Source organism: uncultured Bacteroides sp., from assembly GCF_910585845.1.
Classification (GTDB): domain Bacteria; phylum Bacteroidota; class Bacteroidia; order Bacteroidales; family Bacteroidaceae; genus Bacteroides.
On sequence record NZ_CAJUHF010000028.1, the window covers coordinates 19,281 to 43,746 of the forward strand.

The window sequence follows — 24,466 nt, forward strand, 5'->3', positions numbered from 1 at the left end:
TTCAACCTCCTTTTGAGAGTTCTTTTTGAAGAAAATTTAAATAGGCTCTAATATTATTGCCTCGCCAAGTGGATGATTCCGTTTGGCGAGGCAATATCATATAAGGCAATATTATATAAGTCAATATCAGCCGTCCGTACCGACTGATTCTACTTTGCATCACGCGTAGAGAGTCTCTCGAGGAAATAGACCATGAAGAAACCGATTATCATCAGCAGTACCGCCTCCATAATATACTGATTGGGTAAGACGTTCACCTCAACCAACGGTTTCACTACTCCATGCCTGTCCGTGAAAGTCTCAAGAGTCTCTTTCCAAGGCCACACCTTATTCAGAGAACCCAGCATAAAACCTGTCAATACCGCCAACGTCATATTGCGGAAATGCTTTAATGCATACGAAAGAATACGCGCAAAAGACGTGATGCCAAGACATGCACCGGCAAAGAACATCAGCAAAATCTTCACATCGAGCGTTTTGACAGCCTCCATGATAAAGAAATACTTACCCAAAAGCACGAGAATGAAGCTCCCTGATATTCCAGGCAAAATCATCGCACAAATAGCAACCGCTCCACAAAGAAAGATGAACAACAGGTTAGACGGAGTTTCGGCAGGCGTAGCTACCGTTATATAATAAGCAACAGCGGCCCCTATCACAAAGGCTAAAACCGTTTTCCAGTTCCATTCTTTGATGCCTTTTCCCACAAACCATGTAGAAGCCAGCACCAATCCGAAGAAAAACGCCCAAACCATCACCGGATAGTCTGTAAGCAACCATGTGATAATCTTGGCCAACGAAAAGACGCTGATAGCTATTCCCAACAGAATAGAAATCAGAAAACTACCATTTACTGCTTTCCAAAACTCTCCCCATTTACCTGTGAAGAACAGTTTCAGGCTATTCCCGTTAATGCTCTTTATCGAATCTATCAATTCGTCATAAATACCTACAATAAAAGCAATTGTTCCTCCCGATACACCGGGAACCACATCTGCTGCTCCCATCCCCACACCTTTCAATGTGAGTAAAGCATAGTCTTTCAAAGTCCGTTTCATTTTTTCTTTATCTGTTATCATATTTGATTTTCACAGCACAAAGTAAAACAAAAAAAGTCAGTTCCCCACTATAAACCAACAAAAAACAGAGAATATCAGATAAGCCTCTCCATCACATAAAAAAACAAATAGTGTACAATAGTCTCACGACCCTTGCACACCAACATTTCCAACTATCTAAGAATCTGAGATTATTAGAGCCCGTTTAAATATTCTTCAAAGAGTCTTTTATTCAGCTTCTTTCGAGAGCTCTTTCCGGTCTGTTTTTCCTCTTTTTATTCGTTACATAGCCCACTATGATTCTCATAAAAACAGAAAACAGCCTCGAAAAGAACTCTCAAAAGAAGACTGAACAAAACTTAAACAGGCTCTTATTGTTTCACAACTTGTATCGCTTTATCATAATCGGGTTCTTGAGTGATTTCAGGCACCAGTTCGGTGTACACCACTTTCCCATCTTTGCCGACAACCACTATCGCACGTGCCAATAAGCCCCGCAACGGTCCGTCCGCCATGCGTACTCCGTAACTTTCGTCAAAATCCGAGAAACGGAAATCGGACAGCGGAATTACATTTTCAATGCCTTCCGTCGTACAGAAACGTGCATGTGCAAAGGGCAAGTCTTTTGAAATTGCCAGTACCACGGTATCCGGCAGACTTGCTGCCAGTTTATTGAATTTGCGCACAGAAGTTGCACAAACGCTGGTGTCCAGACTGGGAAAGATATTCAATATCACATTCTTTCCCTTCATATCCTTCAGAAAGAAGGAAGAAAGGTCCGTCTTTATTAACTCAAAATCAGGAGCGATCGTCCCTGCCTTTATAAATTCACCGGTAATCTTAACCGGATGTCCTTTAAATTTTGTTGTAGCCATAGTTTTTTTCTTATTGTATATATTGTTCAATCGTTAAACTTTTGCATAAAGTTTCAACATTTTAGAGTCTGTTTAAATTTTGTTCAGCCTTCTTTTGAGAGTTCTTTTTGAGGATGTTTTTCTGTTTTTATGAGGAGCATAGCGGGCTATGTGACGAATAAAAAGAGGAAAACAGACCGAAAAGAAACTCTAAAGAAGCTGAATAAAAAATTTTTTTGAAGAAAATTTAAACAGGCTCTTATATACTCGTACAACAAAAACGATAACAGAAAGGTTCACTTGGGAACTCTTTTTACCGTCAATTATCCGATTGACCTCAGAAATCGGAACATCGTCGTACGCGAAACACCCATCTGACGGGCCAGTTCCGAACAGGAGACACCACGCTGCGCCTCCCGCTGCAACCGCCTTTTGTGTTCACGGAGCCTCCGCATTGCCGGACAGTTTCCTTTCCGGCGTCCCAACACGACCCCTTCTTTCTTTCTTCTTGCCAATGCCTCTTTGGTCCGCATGGAAATGAGATTGCGCTCTATCTCCGCCATCAATCCGAATGCAAATCCCAACACCTTGCTATTAATGTCATTCTGAAAGATATACCCCTCCTTAGTACTATAGAGGATGATGTTCTTCTTGATGCACGAATTCAGAATTGTCATGATTTCTAACATCGTACGGCTCAGTCTGGATATTTCCGTCACAATCAGCGTGTCGCCCTTCCGCATCCGTTTCAACACACCAGCCAGTTTCCGCTCTTTGCTACTCACCTTCCCACTCACCGTTTCAGTGTACCATTTGTCGATCATCAACTCATTTTTCTCTGCAAAACGCAGAATTTCCTCACGTTGATTTGCCAGAAATTGCTTTTCTGTACTTACTCTTAAATAAGCTACTACCATAATTTGATTTTTTAATAAGTTTAACGGCACCAAAGAACAGCAATTTAGCAATGAGAATAACCGTATCGCACCTTTTTCCATGTAGACAGCCGAACAGCCATAATGCGCTATGCCTCAGCAAATATTCAACGACAAAACACGACACCCTCAGCTGAAAAAGAGTTTCTCTCCCTAACAGAAAGGCATTCACTCCAGCTGAAAAGTTCATCTCACGTGCCGAGATGTATATCTCGCGTACTGAGATACAAATCCCACGTGCTGAGATATACATCTCGCGCCGTGAGATGAACTTTTCTCCAAGACTTATCCTACTTTTCTTAACGAGAAATTCCTCTTTCCTGCACGACTCTATCCATTTCCTTATTCGGTTAATAACCAATAAGAAGAACAAAAGAGGCACACTTCAACATAAAAAAATGAATAAATTCATTTCGTTCTACTCCTCGTTTGCATTATCTTTGTAGTCAATTTACAACAATTATAATTATATTCATTAATAAAAAAGCAAAAGATTATGGCAATGCACACATGGTTCGAGTGCAAGATCCGTTACGAAAAAGTAATGGAAAACGGCATGAACAAGAAAGTTACTGAACCTTATTTGGTTGATGCACTTAGTTTTACAGAAGCAGAAGCACGTATCATCGAAGAAATGACTCCGTTCATCTCCGGAGAATTTACCGTATCTGACATTAAACGTGCCAATTATAGCGAACTATTCCCCAGCGACGAAGAAGCTGCCGACCGTTGGTTCAAATGCAAACTTATTTTTATCACCCTGGACGAAAAGAGCGGGGCTGAGAAGAAATCGTCAACCCAAGTTCTGGTACAGGCTGCCGACCTGCGCGATGCAGTTAAAAAACTGGACGAAGGCATGAAAGGCACAATGGCCGACTATCAAATAGCCTCCGTTGCAGAGACAGCCCTGATGGACGTATATCCATACAGTGCGGAACCCGATGACAAACCCGAAGTTTAATCGTACTTAATTGATCCGGTCATGAATATTGCAGAGAATCTTCAACAAGTGCTCGGCGAACTGCCCGCGGGAGTACGATTGGTAGCCATTTCCAAGTTCCACCCCAACGAGGCCATAGAAGAAGCCTACCGCGCCGGACAACGGGTGTTCGGAGAAAGCAGGGTACAGGAAATGACTGCCAAATACGAAAGCCTTCCCAAGGACATCGAATGGCACTTTATCGGACATCTGCAGACTAATAAGATTAAATTCATTATCCCCTACGTGGCTCTCATTCATGGGATTGACTCCTACAAACTCTTGGTCGAAGTAAACAAGCAAGCTGCCAAAATCGGGAAGGTGGTCAACTGCCTGCTACAACTGCACATCGCTGAAGAAGAGAGCAAATTCGGTTTCAGTTTCGACGAATGTCGCGAAATGTTAGCCTCCGGAGAGTGGCGAAAACTCAGTAACATACAGTTATGCGGCTTGATGGGAATGGCGACAAACACAGACGACCGTGAACAAATTGAAAAGGAATTCTGTTCATTAAGTAGTTTCTTCAAAGAAGTGAAAGGCACATGGTTTGCCGAAGCGGAGAGTTTCCGGGAGTTGTCCATGGGAATGTCTCATGACTATCACCAAGCCATTACTGCCGGAAGCACCCTGATACGCGTAGGAAGCAAGATTTTTGGAGATAGAATTTATTAATTATTATTCAATGAAAGATCATTATCATGGCAACATTAAAAACGACTTTTGCCGGATTAGAGTTAAGAAACCCGATTATCGTCAGCAGTTCCGGCTTAACTGACAGTGCTGAAAAGAATCAGAAATTATACGAAGCTGGTGTCGGCGCCATTGTGCTCAAGTCTCTTTTCGAAGAGCAAATCATGCTGGAGGCCGACTGGTTGGGAAATCCCAATATGTATCCCGAAGGCAGCGATTATCTAGTAGAATATGTTCGACAACACAAGTTGTCCGAATATATCGACCTGATAAAGCAGACCAAGAAAGTATGTCCGATTCCTGTAATTGCCAGTATCAACTGCTATCAAGACGCTGAATGGGTAGAATTTGCCAGACAAATAAAGGATGCCGGAGCGGATGCCATCGAAATCAATATCTTGGCTCTGCAAACTGACCTTCAATATAACTACGGTTCATTCGAACAACGTCATATCGACATTCTCAGTCACATCAGGAAAACGGTAGACATCCCTGTCATCATGAAGTTGGGCGACAACCTGACCAATCCGATAGCTTTGATCAACCAGCTGTATGCCAATGGTGCCGCCGCCGTTGTGTTGTTCAACCGTTTCTATCAGCCCGACATTGACATCGAGAAGATGAAGCAGACACCAGGCAACGTATTCAGTACAGAGGCGGACCTGCCGAAGACCTTACGCTGGACGGGTATTGCCTCGGCAGCGATAAAGCAACTGGACTTTGCGGCTTCCGGTGGCGTTCATTCTCCCGAAAGTATTGTGAAGGCAATCCTTGCCGGAGCTTCAGCCGTAGAGATTTGCAGCGCGTTCTATCAGAATAGCCCTGCCATTGTAGAAGAATATACAAACTTCATCAATAAGTGGATGGACAGCAAAGGGATGAAGACAATCGCCCAATTCAAAGGCATGCTCAACGGAAGCAACGTGGATACAAATACCTTCGAACGTACACAATTCATGAAGTACTTCTCCAACAGGAAATAAGGAGGAAACACGCCATTCCGTTTTTCTACAAATAAAGAAATCCCCCGCAACATAGAAGTCCAAACATCTGATGTTGCGGGGGATTCTGTTTCAAGTATTATTCCGGCATTATTCTGCCATTATTCTGCCTTCTTGTCCAATGCTTCAAAGCATGAATTCTTGCTGATAAATTCGGGGACAATATCCTTCATGGCGGCTACGATCTTCATCTGGTCATACGTATAGCTTACGTCTATCAGACTTTGGATGCGCTCCTTCACTTCGTCGTAATCATACTCACGCACATTGGCAATCATGATCTTCTCATGATAGGTGGGCTTGGTCAGCTCTTTCACATTGAGCAATTCCTCATACAACTTCTCGCCGTGGCGCAGCCCCGTAAACTCGATCTTCACATCCGTGCGTCCGGAAAGGCTGATCATTCGTTTGGCAAGGTCTACAATCTTCACGGGCTTGCCCATGTCGAAGATATAAATCTCACCGCCGTTGCCCATACTTCCTGCCTCAAGCACCAGGCGGCATGCCTCAGGAATGGTCATGAAATAACGGATGATCTCCGGATGGGTCACCGTCACAGGACCTCCCCGCTGTATCTGGTCGCGGAAACGAGGAATCACCGAACCGTTAGATCCCAACACATTTCCAAAACGCGTCGTGATGAACTGCGTCACGTGTCCGCCATCCTTCTGCAATTTCTTAGCCAAAGACTGTACATAGATCTCGCAGATACGTTTGGAGCATCCCATCACGTTTGTCGGATTCACAGCTTTATCCGTAGAAATCATCACAAACTTCTCGGCACCGTATTTCACAGCCAAATCTGCCAACGTCCGCGTTCCGAACACATTTATCTGAATGGATTCCGAAACGTTGTCTTCCATCATCGGCACATGCTTGTAGGCGGCGGCATGGAAAATGTACTGCGGCTTATATTCTCTGAAAATATTCTCCATGCGCGTAGCATTAGAGATGTCAGCGATGATTGTTTCCGAATCGATATCGCGCCAACGGTCCTGCAACTCCAGACGGATATCGTGCAAAGGAGTCTCTGCCTGGTCTATCAGTATCAGCTTATACGGATTGAAGGAAGCCACCTGACGCATGATCTCGCTACCTATCGAACCGGCAGCACCGGTAATCATCACCCGTTTCCCTTCCAGGTGTGAAGCGACTTTATGGATATCGATCTCGATAGGATTACGTTGCAGCAAGTCTTCAATCTGGATTTCTTTCAGTTGAGTGCGGTTCAACGTCTGTCCGTTCCATTCGCTCAAAGGAGGAGCGGTCATCATCTTGATGTTGTTAGCCAAAAGACGGTCTGCCATATCCGACTTCTTGAGTTCCTCCATCTTTGCCGGAGAGATGATAATGGTGTGCACGTCGCGTTCGTTCAGTACCTCAATCAATGATTCATCGTTAGGAAATACCTTCACGCCCATCATTACCTTATTAATCAATTCCGGTTCGTCTGCAATGAATCCACGCAGGCGATAGTGATTGCGCAGATTCACACGCAACGCCTTGGCTATATTTACACCTGCCTCCTTAGCACCGTAAATAAAGACATTGGCACTGCGGCTCCCGTCGAAGTTCAGCAACTCATAGAACGTCTTTACCGCAACACGTGAACATGCCATCATGGCAAAACTAATGATGTAAGCCATAAACAACACACTCACAGGTGCCAGATTAGTATGCACATACCCAGATAAAAACACACTTGAGACCATCAACAGTGCATAGGACACAGTCAACGAAACAAAGATACGCATGATATCTATGAATGAAGAGAAGCGCAACACACTGGAATAGGTGCGGAAAACACGGAAAAAGACCAGATTGACAATAAGTGTCCACACAATCGTCTTGTCAATGGTGGAAGATTCCAAAAAGATACTCCGAAAGTCATACCGAAGCACGTAAGCCAGAAGGCTGGAAAATACAATGATCAGTACATCAATCAACAGAATAGTCCAAATCGGCAATACCTTTGATGAAAGGTACCGATGAAAAATTTTATGTTCCATTTCGTTTGACAGTTTTGTTCTTAGGTGAGGCAAAGATACATTATTTTTATCAATTGAAACAAGAAAAAGGTAGAAATGTGTGATAAAATTAAAAAGTGGTAAAGCTACAGCTGTAACTTTACCACCAAAACTACTGTCTATCAGGCTCTATTACATCAAGTTACTTGCCAGTTCGCTCAATTGGCTGCGTTCGCCTTTCAGCAAGTTGATGTGTGCAAAAAGTTTCTGATCTTTCATTCGGTCGATCATGTAAACCAAACCATTGGACTGGCTGTCCAGATAGGGTTGGTCGATCTGCTGGATATCTCCGGTGAACACCATTTTGGTTCCTTCTCCTGCCCGGGTGATGATTGTCTTGATTTCATGAGGCGTCAGGTTTTGTGCCTCATCAATGATACAGTAGGTCTCGCTCAGACTACGTCCGCGAATGAAAGCTAAGGCTTCGATCACCAGTTGGTCGCTCTTCTGCATATCGTCCAGCCGTTTCACTTCTGTGGAACTTGCGGCAAACTGATGTTTGATTACGTTCAGATTGTCGAATAATGGCTGCATGTAGGGAGCCACTTTCTCTTTTGCATCGCCCGGCAAGAAACCGATGTCCTTATTGGACAAAGCAACAATGGGACGAGCCAACAGGATCTGTTTATAATCATTCATCTGCCTAAGCGCAGCCGCCAAAGCCAGCAAGGTCTTTCCCGTGCCTGCCTTGCCCGTCAGTGCCACCAGTTTTATATTGGGGTCGTTCAGAACTTCGAAGGCAAAACTCTGTTCGGCATTCCTCGGTTCGATGCCGTAGTTTTTCGTCTTGTTCACCCGGCAAACCGTACGGGTGAAAGGATTGTAACGCGCCAGCACGCTGTTGCGGTCACTCTTCAGGACAAAGCATTCATTCGGGTGAAGGATGTCCTTGAAGTCAAGTTCATCAATATCGATTCCCTCTCTGGAAGAATAAATATTGTCTATCAGCGAAGGCTCAACCCCTTCGAATGTCTCGTTCGACTTTTCAAAGATATCGGCATTGGCCACTTTGTCGTTGATGTAATCTTCGCAAAGCAGACCGATGGAACGTGCTTTCATCCGAAGATTGACATCTTTCGTCACCAAAATGGTTTTCATTGATTTTTTCTCATGCGTCAGCCAGTCGGCAACGGCGAGGATCAAGTGGTCCGGGATATGTTCCGGGAAAGAGTTGTACACATCCGGAGCGCTTACCTTGCCTGTCACCACAAACAGGCGTCCCATGCCTTCACCCAAAGAGGCACCCTTGCTGAAGAGGTTTTCGTCGGTGATCAGGTCAAGTTCGCGGAGAAACTCACGGGCATTGAAATTGATCTGCTCGTTTCCTTTCTTGAACTTGTCCAGTTCTTCAAGGACTACGATAGGAAGATAGACGTCATTCTCCTGAAAGTTCTTAAGACAATTATAGTCGTGAAGGATAACATTCGTATCAATCACAAAATTTTTCTTTGCTCCCATACTCAATTAGATTTAAATTGTTGATATATTTGCAACCTTTTAAGTAGCTTCTTTAGATTTTTGCCCAAGTTCTTCATGAGCTTTCCTTTAAAGATTCCATCTGCTTTTGTGCATTGCATGAACTACCATGCAACTCTGAAAACAGGAGGCGGACCGGAAATGTTCAAAAGACATCAAACAAAAATCGGCACGAGCTGTCATGTAAGCTGCCTCTAAGATAAGAATTAAAAAGAAATAACAGGGCTATTGCCCGTTAAATATGTTAAAACATGGACTATCAGGACACATTATCATACTTATATAACTGCATTCCCATGTTCCAGCACGTGGGAGGTTCGGCATATAAAGAGGGATTGGAGAATACGCATATTCTGGACGAACACTTCGGACATCCGCACCGTAGCTTCCGCTGCATCCACGTAGGAGGGACAAACGGGAAGGGATCGTGCTCCCATACCCTTGCGGCAATCTTGCAGGAAGCCGGATACAAGGTGGGACTATATACTTCTCCGCATCTCGTAGACTTCCGCGAACGGATCCGCGTGAACGGGCAAGTCATCCCAGAGAGTTATGTCGTCCGTTTCGTAGAAAACGAACGGAGTTTCTTCGAGCCGTTACATCCTTCTTTCTTCGAACTGACCACTGCTATGGCATTCCGCTATTTTGCTGACGAGAGAGTGGACGTGGCGATTGTCGAGGTGGGACTGGGCGGAAGGCTGGACTGCACCAACATTATCCGACCGGATTTGTGCATCATCACGAATATCAGTTTCGACCATACGCAGTTCTTAGGAGACACGTTGGAGAAGATAGCTGCGGAAAAGGCAGGTATCATAAAAAGCGGGATTCCTGCAATCATCGGAGAGACGACACCTGAGACCAAACCGGTATTCATCCGGAAAGCCAACGAAGCCGGTGCTCCCCTCTTCTTTGCAGAAGAAGACCAAGAGGATTATTATCCCGGACTGGAATGTGAACTGAAAGGGGCGTACCAGACAAAGAACACACGTACCCTGCTATCTGCCATCCGGCAATTGCAGGAAGCCGGATACAGACTGGACGAACAGGCTGTACGAAGCGGCTTCGCACACGTCTGCGAACTGACCGGACTGAAAGGCCGCTGGCAGAAACTGCAAGACGCCCCTACCCTGATATGCGACACCGGGCATAACGTGGGAGGCATCACGTATGTTGTGGAACAATTGAAACAGCAACCGTACCGGAAGCTACATATAGTCATAGGTATGGTCAACGACAAAGACATTCGCAGCGTACTGGCACTGCTGCCTCAAGACGCGGAATACTATTTTACGAAAGCAAGTGTGAAAAGAGCGATGCCCGAAGAAGAGCTTGCCTTGCTTGCCACGGAAACCGGACTACACGGGAACTGCTATCCCGACGTCCCGAGCGCCGTGCGCGCCGCTCAAGAAAAAAGCCTCCCGGAAGACTTTATCTTCGTGGGAGGCAGTAACTTTATAGTAGCCGACTTGTTAGCGAACCGCGATACACTCAATCTCCACTAAGGCGTTCTTTGGCAACGCCTTGACGGCTACAGCCGAACGGGCGGGGAAATCGCCTTCAAAATAAGTAGCATATACTTTGTTCATATCGGCAAACAGCGACATATCCGCCAGGAAGACAGTGGTCTTGACGATATTTGCCATCGTCAACCCTGCTTCTTCGAGGATATGTTTGATGTTCTCCAACGATTGGCGGGCTTGCGCTTCAATGCCTTCCGCCATTTCTCCTGTGGCCGCGTCGATAGGCAGCTGACCTGATGCAAAGATCATTCCGTTCGCTTCGATGGCTTGACTGTAAGGGCCAATGGCACCCGGTGCCTTCTGACTGCAAATTACTTTTTTCATTCTGATATAGTTTTAATGTTCAATGAATTATAATTAAATTCAAAAAAAATCGGTATCGCATGCAGTATTCTCAGCATGCGTGCATTTACTTTATAGATGATGCTTTTTAAGCAATTTCACTTATACCTGTTTTTTTTAAACCTGGACTTAACTAAAAATTTCCCTTACTTGGGAAATGCCCTAAAAAGGCTCGGCTCTTTGAGTCGAGCCTTTTTTATCTTCCGTTCCGAAGAAGTATATTTAAAATCGCCTTACCGCGATGAATAAATTCTTTCCACGAGACCCATAAATTCATCCCACGAAACGAATCTTTTCAGCTCACGAAACGGATTTTCCCAGCTCACGAGACGGATTTTTTCAGTTCATGAGACGATTTTTTTCAGCTCACGAGACGAAATCATCCGTCCCGTGAGACGAAAATAAACGGCTTCATTACCGGCTTCCGACTACCCTACCCGATACTTCGGAGCGGGTCTGTGTTGCCGGATATCCGCTTATTTGCAGTGCCTTTCGATCAGGACGTCCACATTCGGGTCGCCCAACTCCTTCGCTTTTGCAAAGTTGGCACAGGCTTCTTTATTCTGCTTCAATTGCAACTGGGCAATGCCCATCAATCGATAAGCCTCCGCATATCCGGGATCTATCTCCAAGGCAGCTTTCAGCACTTTGACCGCTTCGTCGTATCTGCCCACGCGGATATTGACCACTGCCAGTTCCGAGCTATATGTCAGTTCTTTCGGGTTGAGTTCGATTGCTTTCGCCAAGTCATCCAATGCACGCTGGAATTGTTTTGCCTGAAGGGCCGCTTGTTCGCGATAGTAGTAGAACACATCATTTACATTGCCACGCACGGCTTTGTAATACTCGTCATAATCGAGCACCGCACCACGTGCCTGCCCCGCATTCATACGCATCTGCGCACGTTCCAGCAAGTAAGGGGCACTTTCTGCCGTGAAAGGCTGTACGCAACGGGCTACGCAACTATCCATCAGTACCAGCACTTCTTCCGCAGGCGCTTCCATCAGTTGCTTCGTCTTAGCTGCATTAAAATAGGTGGCAGGCGAAACAAGGTTAGTCGCATTCACTTTCTCATAGCTTGCCAAAGCCGCTGCATAGTCCTTCTTGGCAAACTGTATGTCACCCTCCAGTTGGACATACACCGGCAACTCTTCAATTGCCATTGCCTTACGGACTTCTTCCAGAGCCTTGTCGTAGGTCCAATCCTTATAGTTTTGTTCCGGCTCGGTCAGCATATAGCTATAAATCAGTTTCGCTCTATTGAAATAGGCATCGTCTTTCTTTTGTGCCACCTCGAGTGCCTTATCCATGTCAGCAGCGGTTTTATCCATAGAAGCAGCTTCTTTCGACAAGAACATCTGGTTGCTCGCACGGCGGAAATATCCATCCGCACTCTGAGGATATTGGGTTATAAAATCATCCAACACGCTGGCATACTTCTCCGGAGTCAGTTGCGAAGAAGCCATATAAAGGAAGACCAAAGCCTCTTCCTCTGTGTCAGGCAAACCTTTCTTGATGCCAATCGCGGATAAAGCAGGATCGCTGAAAGACAGCGGGCTGATGTTCTGCTCCATCGCATAATCGACGCCGATTGCATAGCAGATGGTGGCCGTGTCTTTTCCTATCGATTTCTGTGCCAGACCGAACACTTGCCCGTCGGCTGTCACGACAGGACAACTCACCATCTTGTCTTTCAGATGCATATCAAGCGTATAGTAATGGGAGTTCCCTTCTATCTTGGAAGCCTCTTTTACCTGTCCGGCAGTATAAGAACGGTCCTTCTGCGTGGAATAGGGTAACAAGTAAACAGTCCCGCCCACAGCCGGCGCTACGGCAGATACGCCCAACGCGGGGACTTTCTTACCGGAAATGGTCACACGGAATTTGACAATATCATACATATCGTTAGCGCCAAGAATCATCTCTACCGGCATCTGAGTCCCTCCTGAACTGATAGCTACCGCACGTTGTGCACCCTTAAACAGCCCATAGTCGGACAATGCCACTCCGTCTTCCGTCACAAAAAAACCGTTTCCCGTATTCAATATCTTATCATTCTCATCATACGTCACCACCGAGAAGACGGCACGTTTGGCTTTTTCCACCCATTTGGGTGCCTGAGCTACACTCCACTGAGCCAGCAAACAGAGGAAGAGCGTCGACAATAATTTCTTTTTCATATCTCCTATTTGATTCTTTGTTTCACAGCCTCATAAATCAGGATACCGGCCGCAACAGAAACATTGAGCGACTCAATAGTACCCAGCATAGGGATTTTCACCCATTCATCGCAAAGAGCCAGATTGTCGTAAGATACGCCCTTATCCTCAGCTCCCATTATGATGCACGTCGGTCCCACGTAATCTGCTTTCGTATAGTCATAGTCTCCTTTCTCCGTAGCAGCCACAATCCGGAAGCCACTCTCTTTCAGGTACTGCAACGTATTCTTCAAACTTTGCTCACGGCACACCGGAAGTATGTTCAGTGCTCCTGCCGAGGTTTTCATGGCATCTGCATTCACCGTCACGCTTCCTTTGGCAGGGATAATAACGGCATCTACTCCCGCGCACTCGCAAGTACGGGCAATGGCTCCGAAATTACGGACATCCGTCACTCCGTCGAGCATGACAAAGAACGGATTCTTTCCTTCTTCGAACAGAAAAGGAACCAAGTCTTCCACCTTCTGATAGGTGACGGAAGAGATAAAGGCAACCACCCCCTGATGGTTCTTCCGGGTTATGCGGTTGATACGCTCCACCGGAACCCGCTGAACCGGAATCATAGTCCCCTTCAATGCTGCGAAAAGTTCCTTGGACAAATCGCTCTGAATATCCCTTTTCACCAGAACCTTATCTATATCTTTTCCTGACTGTATCGCTTCTATTACAGCACGGACACCGAAAATCATTTCACTCTTATCAATCATCTTTTTTAGAAATTATAAGTGTTATCGAATAAATACTATTTGTTAAGACCGAGCAGCACCCTTGCATTGTTCAAGGCGGCTTCCGTCAAAGTGGCACCACTCAGCATGTGGGCTATTTCTTCTGTTCTCTCCACATCTGCCAAGCGACGGATATGGCTGTTGGTTTCAGTCTCATTGTCTTGCTTGTATACCTTGTAGTGAGCGCGTCCACGGGCGGCAATCTGCGGTAAATGGGTGATGCTGATGACCTGACGGTTTTGTTCTCCCATCTCCTGCATGATATCTGCCATACGGTCGGCAATCTCACCGGATACACCGGTGTCAATCTCGTCGAACACAATAGTGGGCAGCTTCACCGCCCCTGCAATCATTGCCTTGACAGACAGCATGACACGGGCAATCTCACCTCCGGAAGCTACTGACGAAATGTTCTGCAATGTGCCGTTCTTGTTGGCAGAGAAAAGGAAATTGACCGTGTCTTCGCCATGCGCGCCCGGCTCTTTCCGCATCCCCATCTCCACTTGAAAACGGACATTGGGCATACCCAACGGAATCAAACGGGATGCCATCTGTCTCTCCACCTCAAGCGCTGCTTGGGTACGGGCTTGGGTCAGGACGGCAGCCTGCTTTTTCACCTTATTATATAAGGTATCGCAAAGCGCTGTCTGCTCGGCGATGCGTTCATCATAAGAGACTATGGCAACCAGCCTTTCCGAATACTCTTCTGCGAGTGCCAACAACTCCTCTAACGTAGAGACTCTGTGCTTTTGCTGCAAAGTATAAATCAGATTCAAGCGGTCGTTCACCTCCTCCAGCCGGCCGGGATTAAACTCGACCTCCTCTCCTTGCGAAGAGATCTCCTGAGAGACATCTTTCAGTTCGATATATGCGCTGTCCAAACGCTCGGCAAGTTCCGTGGCAGAAGAATAAACTTTCTGCAACCCGCGCATCGTGTTCAGCCCCTCTTTTAAGGAAGCGAGCAGCCCCCTTTCATCGGAGGTCAACAACTGCTCGACATAAAACAGCCCTGCCTTTATCTCTTCGGCATGGCTCAATGTATCTGCTTCGTGCTCCAGTTCTTCCTGTTCGCCGGCCGACAGGTTCGCCTCTTCCAACTGCTCCAACTGAAAACGGATATAGTCTTCATCAGCCTTATTCTGTTCTGCACGGTTTATCAGTTCCTCCAGATCCTGCTGTGCCTTTCTCCACTCTTTATACAGGGCCTGATAAGCGGAAAGCTGTTCTTCATTGTGCGATAGCAAATCGAGTACATTAAGCTGGAATCCCTCCTTGTTCAGCAGCAGGTTCTGGTGCTGAGAATGCACATCAATAAGCTGTTCGCCAAGCTCTTTCATCTGTGCAAGAGAAGCCGGAGTATCGTTGATGAACGCACGGCTCTTGCCCGAAGCATAGACCTCGCGGCGCAAGATACATTCGTCTTCATACTCCAGTTCATTTTCTTCAAAGAAGCCTTGCATGCCATAAGCCGATATGTCAAAATGGGCCTCTATCACACACTTCGAAGCCCCCTTCCGGATAGCCCTCACATCAGCACGCTGTCCGAGCATCAGACCGATGGCACCCAATATGATAGACTTTCCGGCACCCGTTTCTCCCGTAATGACAGAAAAACCGGTATCGAAACTGATATCAAGTTTCTCTATTAAAGCATAATTCTGTATGTAAAGCGAACGTAACATAACTACTTTGCAATTTAAGATTCTACCATATTATTGTTTTATCTTCTCCCACTCGGCACTCAACGAAGGGTTGACGGAAGAAAGTAACTCGAAGACCATCTCTTTTTCCTTTGTCGCAGCCTGGGAATAAAGATTCACCAATTCATCTTTCTTTATCTCTGTAAACAAACCCGGCAATGCCGACATCGGCTTGTTCTGCTGTGCCTGTTTCAGCCCGTCCAATGCAGCCGTCATCGCAGCACGGGCGCGGACTGCATTGACCGAGAGTTCATCCATCCCAGTCCGGTGATACTCATACATCAACCGACGCAAAGGCGACATTCCGTCTTCTAAGTAGTCGGAAACCAATGTATAGCGGTTACGGCTGCTCTCGAATGCCTTCCAACCGGTCTCACCTATGTTTTGTGCGGCAGTCACAATGTTCTCGGCCGCCCGAAACAATTCAGTGCCACCTTGCAACGCCATCGTATCCATATCCAACCCGATGATCAGATAAGCATAATAAGCCATAACTGCCGTCAGGTTATTGTCAACCACATTGTCTCTCAACTCCAAAGGATCGAACTCCCGATAATTGAAAGATACATCCGCATCCTTGAAACTGAAAACAACCGTCTGATAGCCGGACTGCCAGACGGGACGGACGGACTGTACGATAAGTTCACACTTCCAACGCCCGTCTGTCTCATTGTACTCCTTCACCGTCAAAGTCATAGAGCAACGGATACGCTCGTTCACTTCATACTGTGCCTGTGTCCACCGGTGCGTATTGATGAATTCCATCAATGCATTTTCCAACGTAGTGAAAACCTGTGTGTTCGTACCCTGTATCTGAGAATAATTCACAGTCAATTTACAGTTCAACTCCTGAGCCACCGTCTTTACGGCCACCGCAGACACAAACAGAAATATATAAAGTGCCTTATTCTTCACAGCCAGCCCTATTTACTTTACTTGCTTTTCAATGTTTCAGCCAAATGGTCTACAATATCCACTGCTACTTCCGCTTTTGATTTCAACGGGAAGTCAATCTTGTTCTTCTGATCGATAATACTGATCTTGTTCGTATCGTATCGGAAGCCGGCTCCTTTGTCATTCAAAGAGTTCAGCACGATAAAATCCAGATTCTTCCGTCTCAACTTGTCTTCTGCATTGTGCTGCTCGTCATTCGTTTCCAAAGCAAAACCAACCAGCACTTGTTCGCCTCTCTTCATCTTTCCCAAGCTGGCGGCTATATCGTCCGTCGGTTCCAAACGCAACACCATCTTGCCTTCCTTCTCCCGTTTTATCTTAGCATCTGCCACTTGTTCCGGTGTAAAATCGGCAACCGCAGCCGAAAGAATGGCAGCATCTGCCTGCGCAAACAGGCTACAAGCTACATCATACATCTGCCGCGCTGTCTCCACAGAATAATACTGGAAAGCAGGGTAACGCATCTTCTGTTGTACAGGTCCCGTGATCATGATTACCTTTGCCCCGCGGGCCGCGCACTCATCGGCAATCGCAAATCCCATCTTTCCGGAAGAATAATTGCCGATAAAACGTACCGGATCGATTTTCTCATAAGTCGGTCCGGTGGTAATCAGGATGGTTTTGTCCCGCAAGTCTCCCTCTGTTTCAGCAAAGTAATCAGCCAAGCGCTGTATGATGACTTCCGGTTCTTCCATACGTCCTTTGCCCACCAAATGACTGGCCAGCTCTCCCGTGCCCGGTTCTATGATGTGATTTCCGTAGGCACGAAGTGTATCCAGATTCTTTTGAGTGGAAGGATGTGCATACATATCCAAGTCCATTGCAGGCGCCACAAATACGGGAGCTTTTGCCGACAAATAAGTTGTTATCAGCATATTGTCTGCCACTCCGTTTGCCATTTTGCCAATGGTGGAAGCTGTAGCAGGAGCAATAAGCATAGCGTCTGCCCACAGGCCGAGATCCACATGACTGTTCCACGTGCCGTCGCGCTGGGCAAAAAAATCACTGATAACCGGTTTTCCCGTCAATGCAGAAAGTGTAATGGGAGTAATGAACTCTTTTCCCGCAGGCGTAATGACCACCTGAACCTCCGCACCTTGTTTTATCAATCCGCGTATGATGTAACACGCTTTATAAGCGGCAATACTTCCGGTAATGCCTAAAACGATTTTTTTACCTCTCAGTGTATTCGCCATAAGTTATCTGTTGGTCAGTTCGCGTAAACGTATTTTAGTTAGCATAGCTTTGGTGTTCAGCGTAAAATCACTGTTCAGTATCCAACTATAATAACCGGGATCACGTTTCAACACATCGGATACCGACATTCCCTTGTATTTTCCAAAATTGAACACCTCTACCCCATTATCATCATAGACCATGCGTCCGGCAAAATCCACATTCTTGTTGAAACTGGAATAGTCGGAGAGGAAATCTATACTGTTCTGAAGTTCCGGATAACGGTCAAGCTGGGCCATCAGTACTTCATAGGTTGCCTTTGTATCAGCAGCTGCTGTATGCGCATCTTCCAAGTTCTTTCCACAATAAAACTTGTAGGCAGCCGAAAGAGTGCGTTGCTCCATTTTATGGAAAATGACCTGTACATCCACAAACTTACGACGGCTCAAATCGATGTCAACGCCCGCACGAAGAAATTCTTCCGCCAATACAGGAATGTCGAAACGGTTGGAGTTGAATCCTGCCAAATCGCATCCTTCTATATCATTGGCAATATTTCGTGCCACCTCCTTAAAGGTCGGACAATCCGCCACATCTGCATCATAAATGCCATGAATGGCAGATGCTCCCTCCGGAATATGCATTTCCGGATTGATACGGAGTGTTTTCGACTCTTCATTACCATTAGGATATACTTTGAGATAACAGATTTCTACAATACGGTCTGCATTGACACTGGTTCCGGTTGTTTCCAAATCAAAAAAAACAATCGGATTTTTGAGATTCAGTTTCATTATTTTTTCTATTTACGTAGGTAGTTTACAAGTTACGAGCTGCAAGTTACGAGCTATAAGCTACGAGCTACAAGCTACAAGTATCGGGCGGCATCATGCACTCGCAACTACTCGCGGCTTGTAGCTCGTAAAATGTAATATAAATATTAGTCATTCAGCATCATCGGCATAAGCAACATCAGCAAGTTCTCATTCTCTTCTTGCTCGACAGGAATAATAACCCCTGCGCGTGACGGATCAGCCAATTCTATAACTACTTCATCTGCCAAAATATTGTTCAGGATGTCAATAAGGAAAGTCGACCTGAATCCAATGCTCATCGGATTGCCATCGTACTGGCATACCAAGATTTCTTCAGCCGAAGTAGAAAAGTCAATATCTTGAGCGGAAACCACAAGCTGATTGGCCTGCATACGCAACTTGATCAAACTGCTTGCTTGCGAAGAGAATATAGACACACGACGCAACGCACCAATCAGCTGCATACGGTCGATCGTCATCTTATAAGGATTGTTCTGTGGTATCACCGAATTATAATTGGGATAACGTCCTTCTATCAGACGGCATACCATCCGATATTTTTCCAAGGTAAACACAGCATTGCGTTCATCAAACTCGATGACTACCTCTCCTTGTTCCTTGGGCAGTAAGTTCTTGATCAATGACGCCGGTTTTTTAGGCAGGATGAAGGCCGCACGTTCGTTACCTTTAGCAGCCAATGTCTTGCAGCGTACCAGCTTATGGCCATCTGACGCAACCATTGTAATGTCTTCTGTTGTAATATCGAAATAGATACCATTCATCACAGGGCGAAGTTCGTCATCTGCCGTAGCAAATACAGCACGGTTAATCCCTCCCAGCAACACGGAAGCTTCCATTTCTACACGTACAGCGCTTTCACCCAGCATAGCCGACTGGGGAAATTCATCTGCGTTCTGTCCCATCAGACTGTACTTACCGTTCTGATACTGTACTGTAATTTCCAATGAGTCAATATTCACTTCAAACGACAAAGGTTGTTCAGGAACCTCTTTCAAAGCATCCAAAATAGTTTTGGCAACTACGGCAAAGCGTCCGTCAGCATCACTCTCATTCACTTCGACAGAAGTGACCATAGTTGTCTCGCTGTCCGAAGCTGTGACAGACAAAGTTCCGTCTTTCAACTCAAAAAGGAAACAATCCAATATAGGCAATGTATTCTTCGAATTAATCACACGGCTAATAGCCTGTAAATGGCTGGAAAGTGCAGTACTCGAAACGATAAATTTCATATATTCTTGTATTTAAGTTTTATATTATATCTTATTTATACTATAGCTTTGTAGCATCGGACAAAGTTACGAAAAAAGATTTTCCCACAACAAAGAAAATTAAGAAAAACATCCGGAAGTAGTCCTGTTTTCCCTAAAAAATTGTAACTTCGCCGCATCATTAAATAAAGAACATAATGGAATTTACAGGAAAAATTATCGCTATACTCCAGCCAAGAGGCGGAGTATCAAAATCAGGCAATGAGTGGAAGGCGCAGGAATACGTAATCGAAGACCACGGTCAATACCCACGTAAAATGTGCTTTGACGTTTTCGGAGCAGATAAGATAGAACAATTCAATATCCAAATGGGTGAAGAACTGACCGTATCATTTGATGTGGATGCCCGCCAGTGGCAAGATCGCTGGTTCAATAGTATCCGTGCATGGAAAGTGGAACGTGTCAATGCAAATGCACCTGCCAGCGCACCTGGAGCACCTGTTCCCCCGCCGGCACCTGCCGCCACCCCTGATTTCCTTTCAGGTGACGCCAAAGACGACCTGCCGTTCTAAATTGAGACATTGCCTTCATCAAGAGCAAGGCGACAGTCGAAAATAAAAGTAGGAGGAAAAGGGAATGTTTTTCTTTTTCCTCCTACTTTTATTTTCAGCACCAGGTCCTTCGGACCGGACATATTCATTGCCCCTCCACCACACCTTTGTCTTTACTTCCTTTATATAGAAAGACAAAATTCGGATAGACTGTATCTTCTACGCAAGTAAACTGGAAAGCGAGCATAAAATTCCGAAAGAAATTAGCTTGACGAAAGAAGAAATTGGGCATCAGCCGCACATACGCTTCCGGTTGATGCAACATCTCTTCCATATCCGCCATCATCACAAAATTATAAACCGATGAAAGACTGACCATGCTTTCCTCATACATCGGAACATCGCTCAACACCTCACCATTTTCCAGCGCATCGATATAGGCGATAAGACTGACAGCATCCGGAGCCATCAGCAGGTGACCCCGGTAAAAGCACACATAAGTATAAAGAGAGGATTCTGTGATCCCAGTCAGTTGGGTCAGCAGCGTGTTTCGAGGCAATATGAAAAAACGATATCCCCTTGATTTGGGATAGAGATGGTATTGAGGGAAATCTCGTGGCAAAGGCGGTGCGTCCACCTCTTTCGGAGTGGTATGAAGCAACGATTGCAAGCGGCGTTCTGCTTGCAGCTGGTTCTTGACCGGCATACTCATTACGGCACATGGATATGAGTTCAACGTAGTATCTTTTGATCGGAAAAGACAGGATGTCACTTGTCCATCGGCGAATGTCTTCAGAAAGTCGAGCCACTCTCCATCCCTCTCCTTTATATAATCAGAATATGTCGCTTTTGCATATTCTTGCTCCGCCATGAAAGAACACATCACCTCTATATCCGAAACAGCACAACAGTTATAGAAGAATGTAGAGACAGGCAAACGTTCTCCCGGAAATCCCTCTATCGGTTGCTGGTGACGCAATGCATTTATGAAAGTATGGATCGTATCCGATCCGTGACTGATACCTGAACAATAAATGGCATCTTCATCCAACTTCAGGTCAAACTCTACCCAGCTTCCCAAATAAGTCCGCGAACGAATACCATCCGTATCTTTCCCCATCTCCACCGACTTGAAACGGGCATATATCGTAGCTTGCACATTGGCATTCTTCCCGGCATACATCAACTTGAATGAAGGAACTTCGAGCAATGAGTTTTTCGAGATCCGCGCATCTATCACTTGTTCTATCAGCCTCTTTTGGAAACTGACTGCCAAGAAATCCGAGGTCAGATAAGCCGCCAGGAAGCGCCCGTCGGGCATAGGGTAAATTCTGATTTCCTCTCCTTTGTAATCGAAGAACTTTGAAGGAAAAGAACTGGAACAGTATTTCCGGACAAACGACTCAACCAGTTCATAATCACCTGCACCCAAACTGCAATACAGCACTTGATTCATCGGATTGTCCGGCTCGTGGAAGCTGACAAGCATCTTATTCATCTGCTTGCTAAATCCATGCGGAGTCTCTTCAAGCAAAGTATGCAGGTAATTCTTCAGATAAACGAACAGTTCGGACACATAAAGGAAATGATTGTCTTTACTGCAACTCATTTCGTTGATGTCATCCACCAACTCTGCCATCCGGTCTGTTTCCAACACAGCTATCGCACTCTGAGGAACCAATGTATAGAGATCGAAGTCTTTCCGGCTTTCCACAGAATTCAGCCTAAAGAATGAGTACACCCCACCCCCCACACACAGTAGAGCGATGGACACAATAACGGCAGTTCTTATGACAAGACGTAGCTTCATGGTTTTTCGGGTATCAGTTTTGGCAAAAATAATTATTTTCTCCAAAAACACAAAACAAACATTTCAAAAACTTTAGAGCCTGTTTAAATTTTGTTCAGCCTTCTTTTGAGAGTTCTTTTTGAGGATGTTTTTCTGTTTTTATGAGGAGCATAGCGGGCTATGTGACGAATAAAAAGAGGAAAACAGACCGAAAAGAAACTCTAAAGAAGCTGAATAAAAAACTTTTTGAAGAAAATTTAAACAGGCTCTTAGCAGATTCTTTTTTTAAAGTATTTGATATGCTGCGTTTCAAAACTCTATTTCCAGTCCATCGTAAGCCAAATACACAGAAGGCGGAAGTTGTTTTTCAAGTTCTGCATGCAGGCCTGCATGATGACTCATGTGAATGAAATACGTATTCCGAGCTCCTATCCGCTTCGCCGTTTCCAATGCTTCTGAAATACTTTGATGCGTGAAATGGGGTTCTACACGCAAAGCATTTACTACAAGAACATCCAAGTCGTGCAATTGTTCATAAGATTCTTCCGGCATAGTCAGCATATCTGTGATGTATGCAAAACGTTTGCCGACACGATAGCCCAAGATGGGTAAGCGCCCATGAATCACCTGAATGGGAACAATCTCTGTATTATTGATGAAGAATGGCTTTCTTGGTTCCACCTCCTGCAGGAATATCTTAGGGATGCCCGGATACTTATGCTCCAGAAAACAATAAGGCATTCTCGCCCGAAGATGATTTGCAGTATATTCGTCAGAATAAATAGGAATCTCACCGAACCGGCAAAAAGGCCGTAAATCATCCAGTCCGCCAACATGATCATAATGTTCATGAGTGACCAATACCCCATCTATGCGCTCAAAAGAAGATGCACGCAACATCTGTTCCCGGAAATCCGGCCCGCAATCGATCAATATCACCGCATCATCCGTGTACAATAAAGACGATGCGCGCAACCGATTATCACGTGGATCAGCCGAAGTACAGACCTCACACTTGCAACCGATTTCAGGTACTCCTGTCGATGTTCCGCTTCCCAATATCCTTAGTTTCATTCCCTCTATTTTTTATCTTCCGAACAAGAGTTTGTTTGAAGTTCCTCTCCAGTTCATCCCCCTGATGCCTTCCGGAACATCCAAACACTTTCTATATAAAGTTCACTTCAGGATGTATCTCAATCCCAAATTTCTCAAGAACCGATGCCCTTATCGCATCTGAAAGAGCCACAATATCAGCTCCTGTCGCTCCTCCCCGATTTACCAGTACCAATGCTTGCTTGTCATGCACGGCAGCTGCCCCCATCGATTTACCTTTCCATCCACACTGTTCTATCAACCATCCGGCCGGAATCTTTATCTTATCAGTATCCAACTCATAAAATGGCATCTGCGGATACTGCCCTTGCAAATCCTCAAAAACTTCACGCGACACAACAGGATTCATAAAAAAGCTACCAGCATTACCCAGCACTTTCGGGTCCGGCAGTTTGCTTTCGCGGATGCGGATGATAACCTGGCGCAAGATCCCCAATTCGACAACCGGATATTTTTCCAGTTCTTGGCGGATCGCACCATAATCAAGCGTATAACGTTTCTGCTTACTCAACCGAAAACAAACATGTGTTACAAAAACCTGCTTCATTTCCGGACGCTTGAAAATGCTGTCCCGATACGCATATCCGCATTCATCCACCGAATAAACATGTCTCACACCCTGACTATTCACAGTTTCTACCGAGGAGATCAGGTCTTTCACTTCCACACCGTAAGCACCGATATTTTGCACGGCACTCGCTCCTACCTCTCCGGGAATAAGCGACAGATTTTCGGCACCATACCATTTATGCTCTACGCAATATGCAACGAAATCATCCCAAACAACTCCAGCCCCCACACGTACCGTTACGTTCTCGTCATCTTCCGTCAGCACCTCTATGCCCCCGATACGTGAATGCAATATCACACCTTTATAATCATCAGTAAACAACAGGTTGCTACCTCCACCTATATGCAAATAAGGAGAAGTAATATACCCAGCGGCAATCAACCTCTCCAATTCTTCTACAGAATCATACTCCAGAAATACAGCTGCTTCAACATCAAGTCCAAATGTATTGGGGATTTTCATAAGCTACAATTTATGAGTTAATAAAGTTCAGAAAAAACATGGAATTCTATTCATCAGTCAAAATCCACCTTTATTCAATATCAAATGCTGGTATCTTCATACTTATACAGTTCCCACACCCCTTTCTGTCTTCGGAAATAGAAGACATTCGTGTATCCGTTTCCAATGCCGTTCACTTTCAACACCTTGGTATTCGAGCCGTCACTGTTTTTTTGTCCATAATTAGAGCCTGTTTAAATTTTCCTCAATAATAATCTTATAGTGGCTAATTTGACCA

The 24,466-nt window shown here is 45.3% G+C and carries 21 protein-coding genes and 1 pseudogene; 5 read left to right on the plus strand and 17 right to left on the minus strand.

All coding sequences use genetic code 11. The features are described 5' to 3' along the window. Positions 1–149: 149 nt before the first annotated feature. The 3 genes from QZ323_RS09265 to QZ323_RS09275 form a co-directional block, all read right to left on the minus strand. Positions 150–1,058, minus strand: coding sequence for a DUF368 domain-containing protein (locus QZ323_RS09265; RefSeq protein ID WP_294634341.1), 909 nt, complete (start codon positions 1,056–1,058; stop codon positions 150–152). A 371-nt stretch (positions 1,059–1,429) separates the two neighbouring features. Next, on the minus strand, positions 1,430–1,933 hold the full coding sequence (tpx, locus tag QZ323_RS09270; RefSeq protein WP_294634343.1) for a thiol peroxidase: 504 nt from the start codon (positions 1,931–1,933) through the stop codon (positions 1,430–1,432). Between the two features lie 302 nt (positions 1,934–2,235). Then, on the minus strand, positions 2,236–2,832 hold the full coding sequence (locus QZ323_RS09275; RefSeq protein WP_294634367.1) for a master DNA invertase Mpi family serine-type recombinase: 597 nt from the start codon (positions 2,830–2,832) through the stop codon (positions 2,236–2,238). A gap of 511 nt (positions 2,833–3,343) precedes the next feature. Between QZ323_RS09275 and QZ323_RS09280 the strand changes: the two genes are divergently transcribed. Genes QZ323_RS09280 through QZ323_RS09290 form a run of 3 tightly spaced genes read left to right on the plus strand, consistent with a single transcriptional unit; the run spans position 3,344 to position 5,499 of the window. Then, positions 3,344–3,808 (plus strand): DUF4494 domain-containing protein, encoded by a 465-nt coding sequence (locus QZ323_RS09280; RefSeq protein WP_294634344.1) that lies wholly within the window; start codon positions 3,344–3,346, stop codon positions 3,806–3,808. Positions 3,809–3,829: 21 nt separating this feature from the next. Beyond that, the gene (locus tag QZ323_RS09285) at positions 3,830–4,498 is read left to right on the plus strand and encodes a YggS family pyridoxal phosphate-dependent enzyme (RefSeq protein ID WP_294634346.1); all 669 of its coding nucleotides are present in this window, start codon (positions 3,830–3,832) and stop codon (positions 4,496–4,498) included. Between the two features lie 26 nt (positions 4,499–4,524). Then, a complete protein-coding gene (locus QZ323_RS09290) occupies positions 4,525–5,499 on the plus strand; it encodes a dihydroorotate dehydrogenase-like protein (protein WP_294634348.1) in 975 nt (324 codons plus the stop codon). Positions 5,500–5,618: 119 nt separating this feature from the next. Here the strand turns inward: QZ323_RS09290 and QZ323_RS09295 are convergent, their stop codons facing one another. Together QZ323_RS09295 and QZ323_RS09300 are read right to left on the minus strand one after the other, a co-directional pair. After that, positions 5,619–7,526, minus strand: coding sequence for a nucleoside-diphosphate sugar epimerase/dehydratase (locus QZ323_RS09295; protein ID WP_294634350.1), 1,908 nt, complete (start codon positions 7,524–7,526; stop codon positions 5,619–5,621). 150 nt (positions 7,527–7,676) lie between these two features. After that, positions 7,677–9,002, minus strand: a complete 1,326-nt coding sequence (locus QZ323_RS09300) for a PhoH family protein (RefSeq protein ID WP_294634352.1) — start codon at positions 9,000–9,002, stop codon at positions 7,677–7,679. A gap of 269 nt (positions 9,003–9,271) precedes the next feature. On the opposite strand from QZ323_RS09300, the gene QZ323_RS09305 reads away from it, so the two are divergent. After that, positions 9,272–10,525, plus strand: a complete 1,254-nt coding sequence (locus QZ323_RS09305) for a folylpolyglutamate synthase/dihydrofolate synthase family protein (protein WP_294634354.1) — start codon at positions 9,272–9,274, stop codon at positions 10,523–10,525. Here the strand turns inward: QZ323_RS09305 and QZ323_RS09310 are convergent. The 8 genes from QZ323_RS09310 to dnaN all read right to left on the minus strand — a co-directional run bounded on the left by QZ323_RS09310 (position 10,493) and on the right by dnaN (position 19,724). Beyond that, positions 10,493–10,867, minus strand: coding sequence for a RidA family protein (locus QZ323_RS09310; RefSeq protein WP_294634356.1), 375 nt, complete (start codon positions 10,865–10,867; stop codon positions 10,493–10,495). The genes QZ323_RS09305 and QZ323_RS09310 overlap by 33 nt on opposite strands. A gap of 494 nt (positions 10,868–11,361) precedes the next feature. Continuing rightward, positions 11,362–13,065 (minus strand): serine protease, encoded by a 1,704-nt coding sequence (locus QZ323_RS09315; protein ID WP_294634357.1) that lies wholly within the window; start codon positions 13,063–13,065, stop codon positions 11,362–11,364. 5 nt (positions 13,066–13,070) lie between these two features. Next, positions 13,071–13,811, minus strand: coding sequence for a 23S rRNA (guanosine(2251)-2'-O)-methyltransferase RlmB (gene rlmB, locus QZ323_RS09320; protein ID WP_294634358.1), 741 nt, complete (start codon positions 13,809–13,811; stop codon positions 13,071–13,073). Between the two features lie 35 nt (positions 13,812–13,846). After that, positions 13,847–15,511 (minus strand): DNA repair protein RecN, encoded by a 1,665-nt coding sequence (gene recN / locus QZ323_RS09325; RefSeq protein WP_294634359.1) that lies wholly within the window; start codon positions 15,509–15,511, stop codon positions 13,847–13,849. Between the two features lie 30 nt (positions 15,512–15,541). Continuing rightward, positions 15,542–16,423, minus strand: coding sequence for a DUF4835 family protein (locus QZ323_RS09330; RefSeq protein ID WP_294634368.1), 882 nt, complete (start codon positions 16,421–16,423; stop codon positions 15,542–15,544). A 38-nt stretch (positions 16,424–16,461) separates the two neighbouring features. Next, on the minus strand, positions 16,462–17,679 hold the full coding sequence (gene coaBC, locus QZ323_RS09335; RefSeq protein ID WP_294634360.1) for a bifunctional phosphopantothenoylcysteine decarboxylase/phosphopantothenate--cysteine ligase CoaBC: 1,218 nt from the start codon (positions 17,677–17,679) through the stop codon (positions 16,462–16,464). Positions 17,680–17,682: 3 nt separating this feature from the next. Further along, on the minus strand, positions 17,683–18,453 hold the full coding sequence (locus tag QZ323_RS09340; protein WP_294634361.1) for a 3'-5' exonuclease: 771 nt from the start codon (positions 18,451–18,453) through the stop codon (positions 17,683–17,685). 146 nt (positions 18,454–18,599) lie between these two features. Next, positions 18,600–19,724 (minus strand): DNA polymerase III subunit beta, encoded by a 1,125-nt coding sequence (dnaN, locus tag QZ323_RS09345; RefSeq protein ID WP_294634362.1) that lies wholly within the window; start codon positions 19,722–19,724, stop codon positions 18,600–18,602. Positions 19,725–19,900: 176 nt separating this feature from the next. Here dnaN and QZ323_RS09350 point away from each other — a divergent pair, with 176 nt between their 5' ends. Next, positions 19,901–20,275 (plus strand): DUF3127 domain-containing protein, encoded by a 375-nt coding sequence (locus tag QZ323_RS09350; protein ID WP_294634363.1) that lies wholly within the window; start codon positions 19,901–19,903, stop codon positions 20,273–20,275. Between the two features lie 124 nt (positions 20,276–20,399). Here the strand turns inward: QZ323_RS09350 and QZ323_RS09355 are convergent, their stop codons facing one another. From QZ323_RS09355 to QZ323_RS09370, 4 genes and pseudogenes are all read right to left on the minus strand, one after another. Further along, a complete protein-coding gene (locus QZ323_RS09355) occupies positions 20,400–22,064 on the minus strand; it encodes a DUF3352 domain-containing protein (RefSeq protein WP_294634364.1) in 1,665 nt (554 codons plus the stop codon). A 288-nt stretch (positions 22,065–22,352) separates the two neighbouring features. Further along, a complete protein-coding gene (locus QZ323_RS09360; RefSeq protein WP_294634365.1) occupies positions 22,353–23,117 on the minus strand; it encodes an MBL fold metallo-hydrolase in 765 nt (254 codons plus the stop codon). Positions 23,118–23,208: 91 nt separating this feature from the next. Further along, complete coding sequence (murB, locus tag QZ323_RS09365) at positions 23,209–24,189, minus strand: UDP-N-acetylmuramate dehydrogenase (protein WP_294634366.1); 981 nt, start codon at positions 24,187–24,189, stop codon at positions 23,209–23,211. Between the two features lie 80 nt (positions 24,190–24,269). Further along, a pseudogene (locus QZ323_RS09370) lies at positions 24,270–24,413 on the minus strand (DUF4348 domain-containing protein); the annotation flags it as partial. Positions 24,414–24,466 lie beyond the last annotated feature (53 nt).

Coding starts and splice junctions, on each gene's coding strand:
- QZ323_RS09265 (WP_294634341.1), bottom strand. CDS start 1,058: ATGAAACGGACTTTGAAAGACTATGCTTTACTCACATTGAAAGGTGTG.
- tpx (WP_294634343.1), bottom strand. CDS start 1,933: ATGGCTACAACAAAATTTAAAGGACATCCGGTTAAGATTACCGGTGAA.
- QZ323_RS09280 (WP_294634344.1), top strand. CDS start 3,344: ATGGCAATGCACACATGGTTCGAGTGCAAGATCCGTTACGAAAAAGTA.
- QZ323_RS09285 (WP_294634346.1), top strand. CDS start 3,830: ATGAATATTGCAGAGAATCTTCAACAAGTGCTCGGCGAACTGCCCGCG.
- QZ323_RS09290 (WP_294634348.1), top strand. CDS start 4,525: ATGGCAACATTAAAAACGACTTTTGCCGGATTAGAGTTAAGAAACCCG.
- QZ323_RS09295 (WP_294634350.1), bottom strand. CDS start 7,526: ATGGAACATAAAATTTTTCATCGGTACCTTTCATCAAAGGTATTGCCG.
- QZ323_RS09300 (WP_294634352.1), bottom strand. CDS start 9,002: ATGGGAGCAAAGAAAAATTTTGTGATTGATACGAATGTTATCCTTCAC.
- QZ323_RS09305 (WP_294634354.1), top strand. CDS start 9,272: ATGGACTATCAGGACACATTATCATACTTATATAACTGCATTCCCATG.
- QZ323_RS09310 (WP_294634356.1), bottom strand. CDS start 10,867: ATGAAAAAAGTAATTTGCAGTCAGAAGGCACCGGGTGCCATTGGCCCT.
- QZ323_RS09315 (WP_294634357.1), bottom strand. CDS start 13,065: ATGAAAAAGAAATTATTGTCGACGCTCTTCCTCTGTTTGCTGGCTCAG.
- rlmB (WP_294634358.1), bottom strand. CDS start 13,811: ATGATTGATAAGAGTGAAATGATTTTCGGTGTCCGTGCTGTAATAGAA.
- recN (WP_294634359.1), bottom strand. CDS start 15,511: ATGTTACGTTCGCTTTACATACAGAATTATGCTTTAATAGAGAAACTT.
- coaBC (WP_294634360.1), bottom strand. CDS start 17,679: ATGGCGAATACACTGAGAGGTAAAAAAATCGTTTTAGGCATTACCGGA.
- QZ323_RS09340 (WP_294634361.1), bottom strand. CDS start 18,453: ATGAAACTGAATCTCAAAAATCCGATTGTTTTTTTTGATTTGGAAACA.
- dnaN (WP_294634362.1), bottom strand. CDS start 19,724: ATGAAATTTATCGTTTCGAGTACTGCACTTTCCAGCCATTTACAGGCT.
- QZ323_RS09350 (WP_294634363.1), top strand. CDS start 19,901: ATGGAATTTACAGGAAAAATTATCGCTATACTCCAGCCAAGAGGCGGA.
- QZ323_RS09355 (WP_294634364.1), bottom strand. CDS start 22,064: ATGAAGCTACGTCTTGTCATAAGAACTGCCGTTATTGTGTCCATCGCT.
- QZ323_RS09360 (WP_294634365.1), bottom strand. CDS start 23,117: ATGAAACTAAGGATATTGGGAAGCGGAACATCGACAGGAGTACCTGAA.
- murB (WP_294634366.1), bottom strand. CDS start 24,189: ATGAAAATCCCCAATACATTTGGACTTGATGTTGAAGCAGCTGTATTT.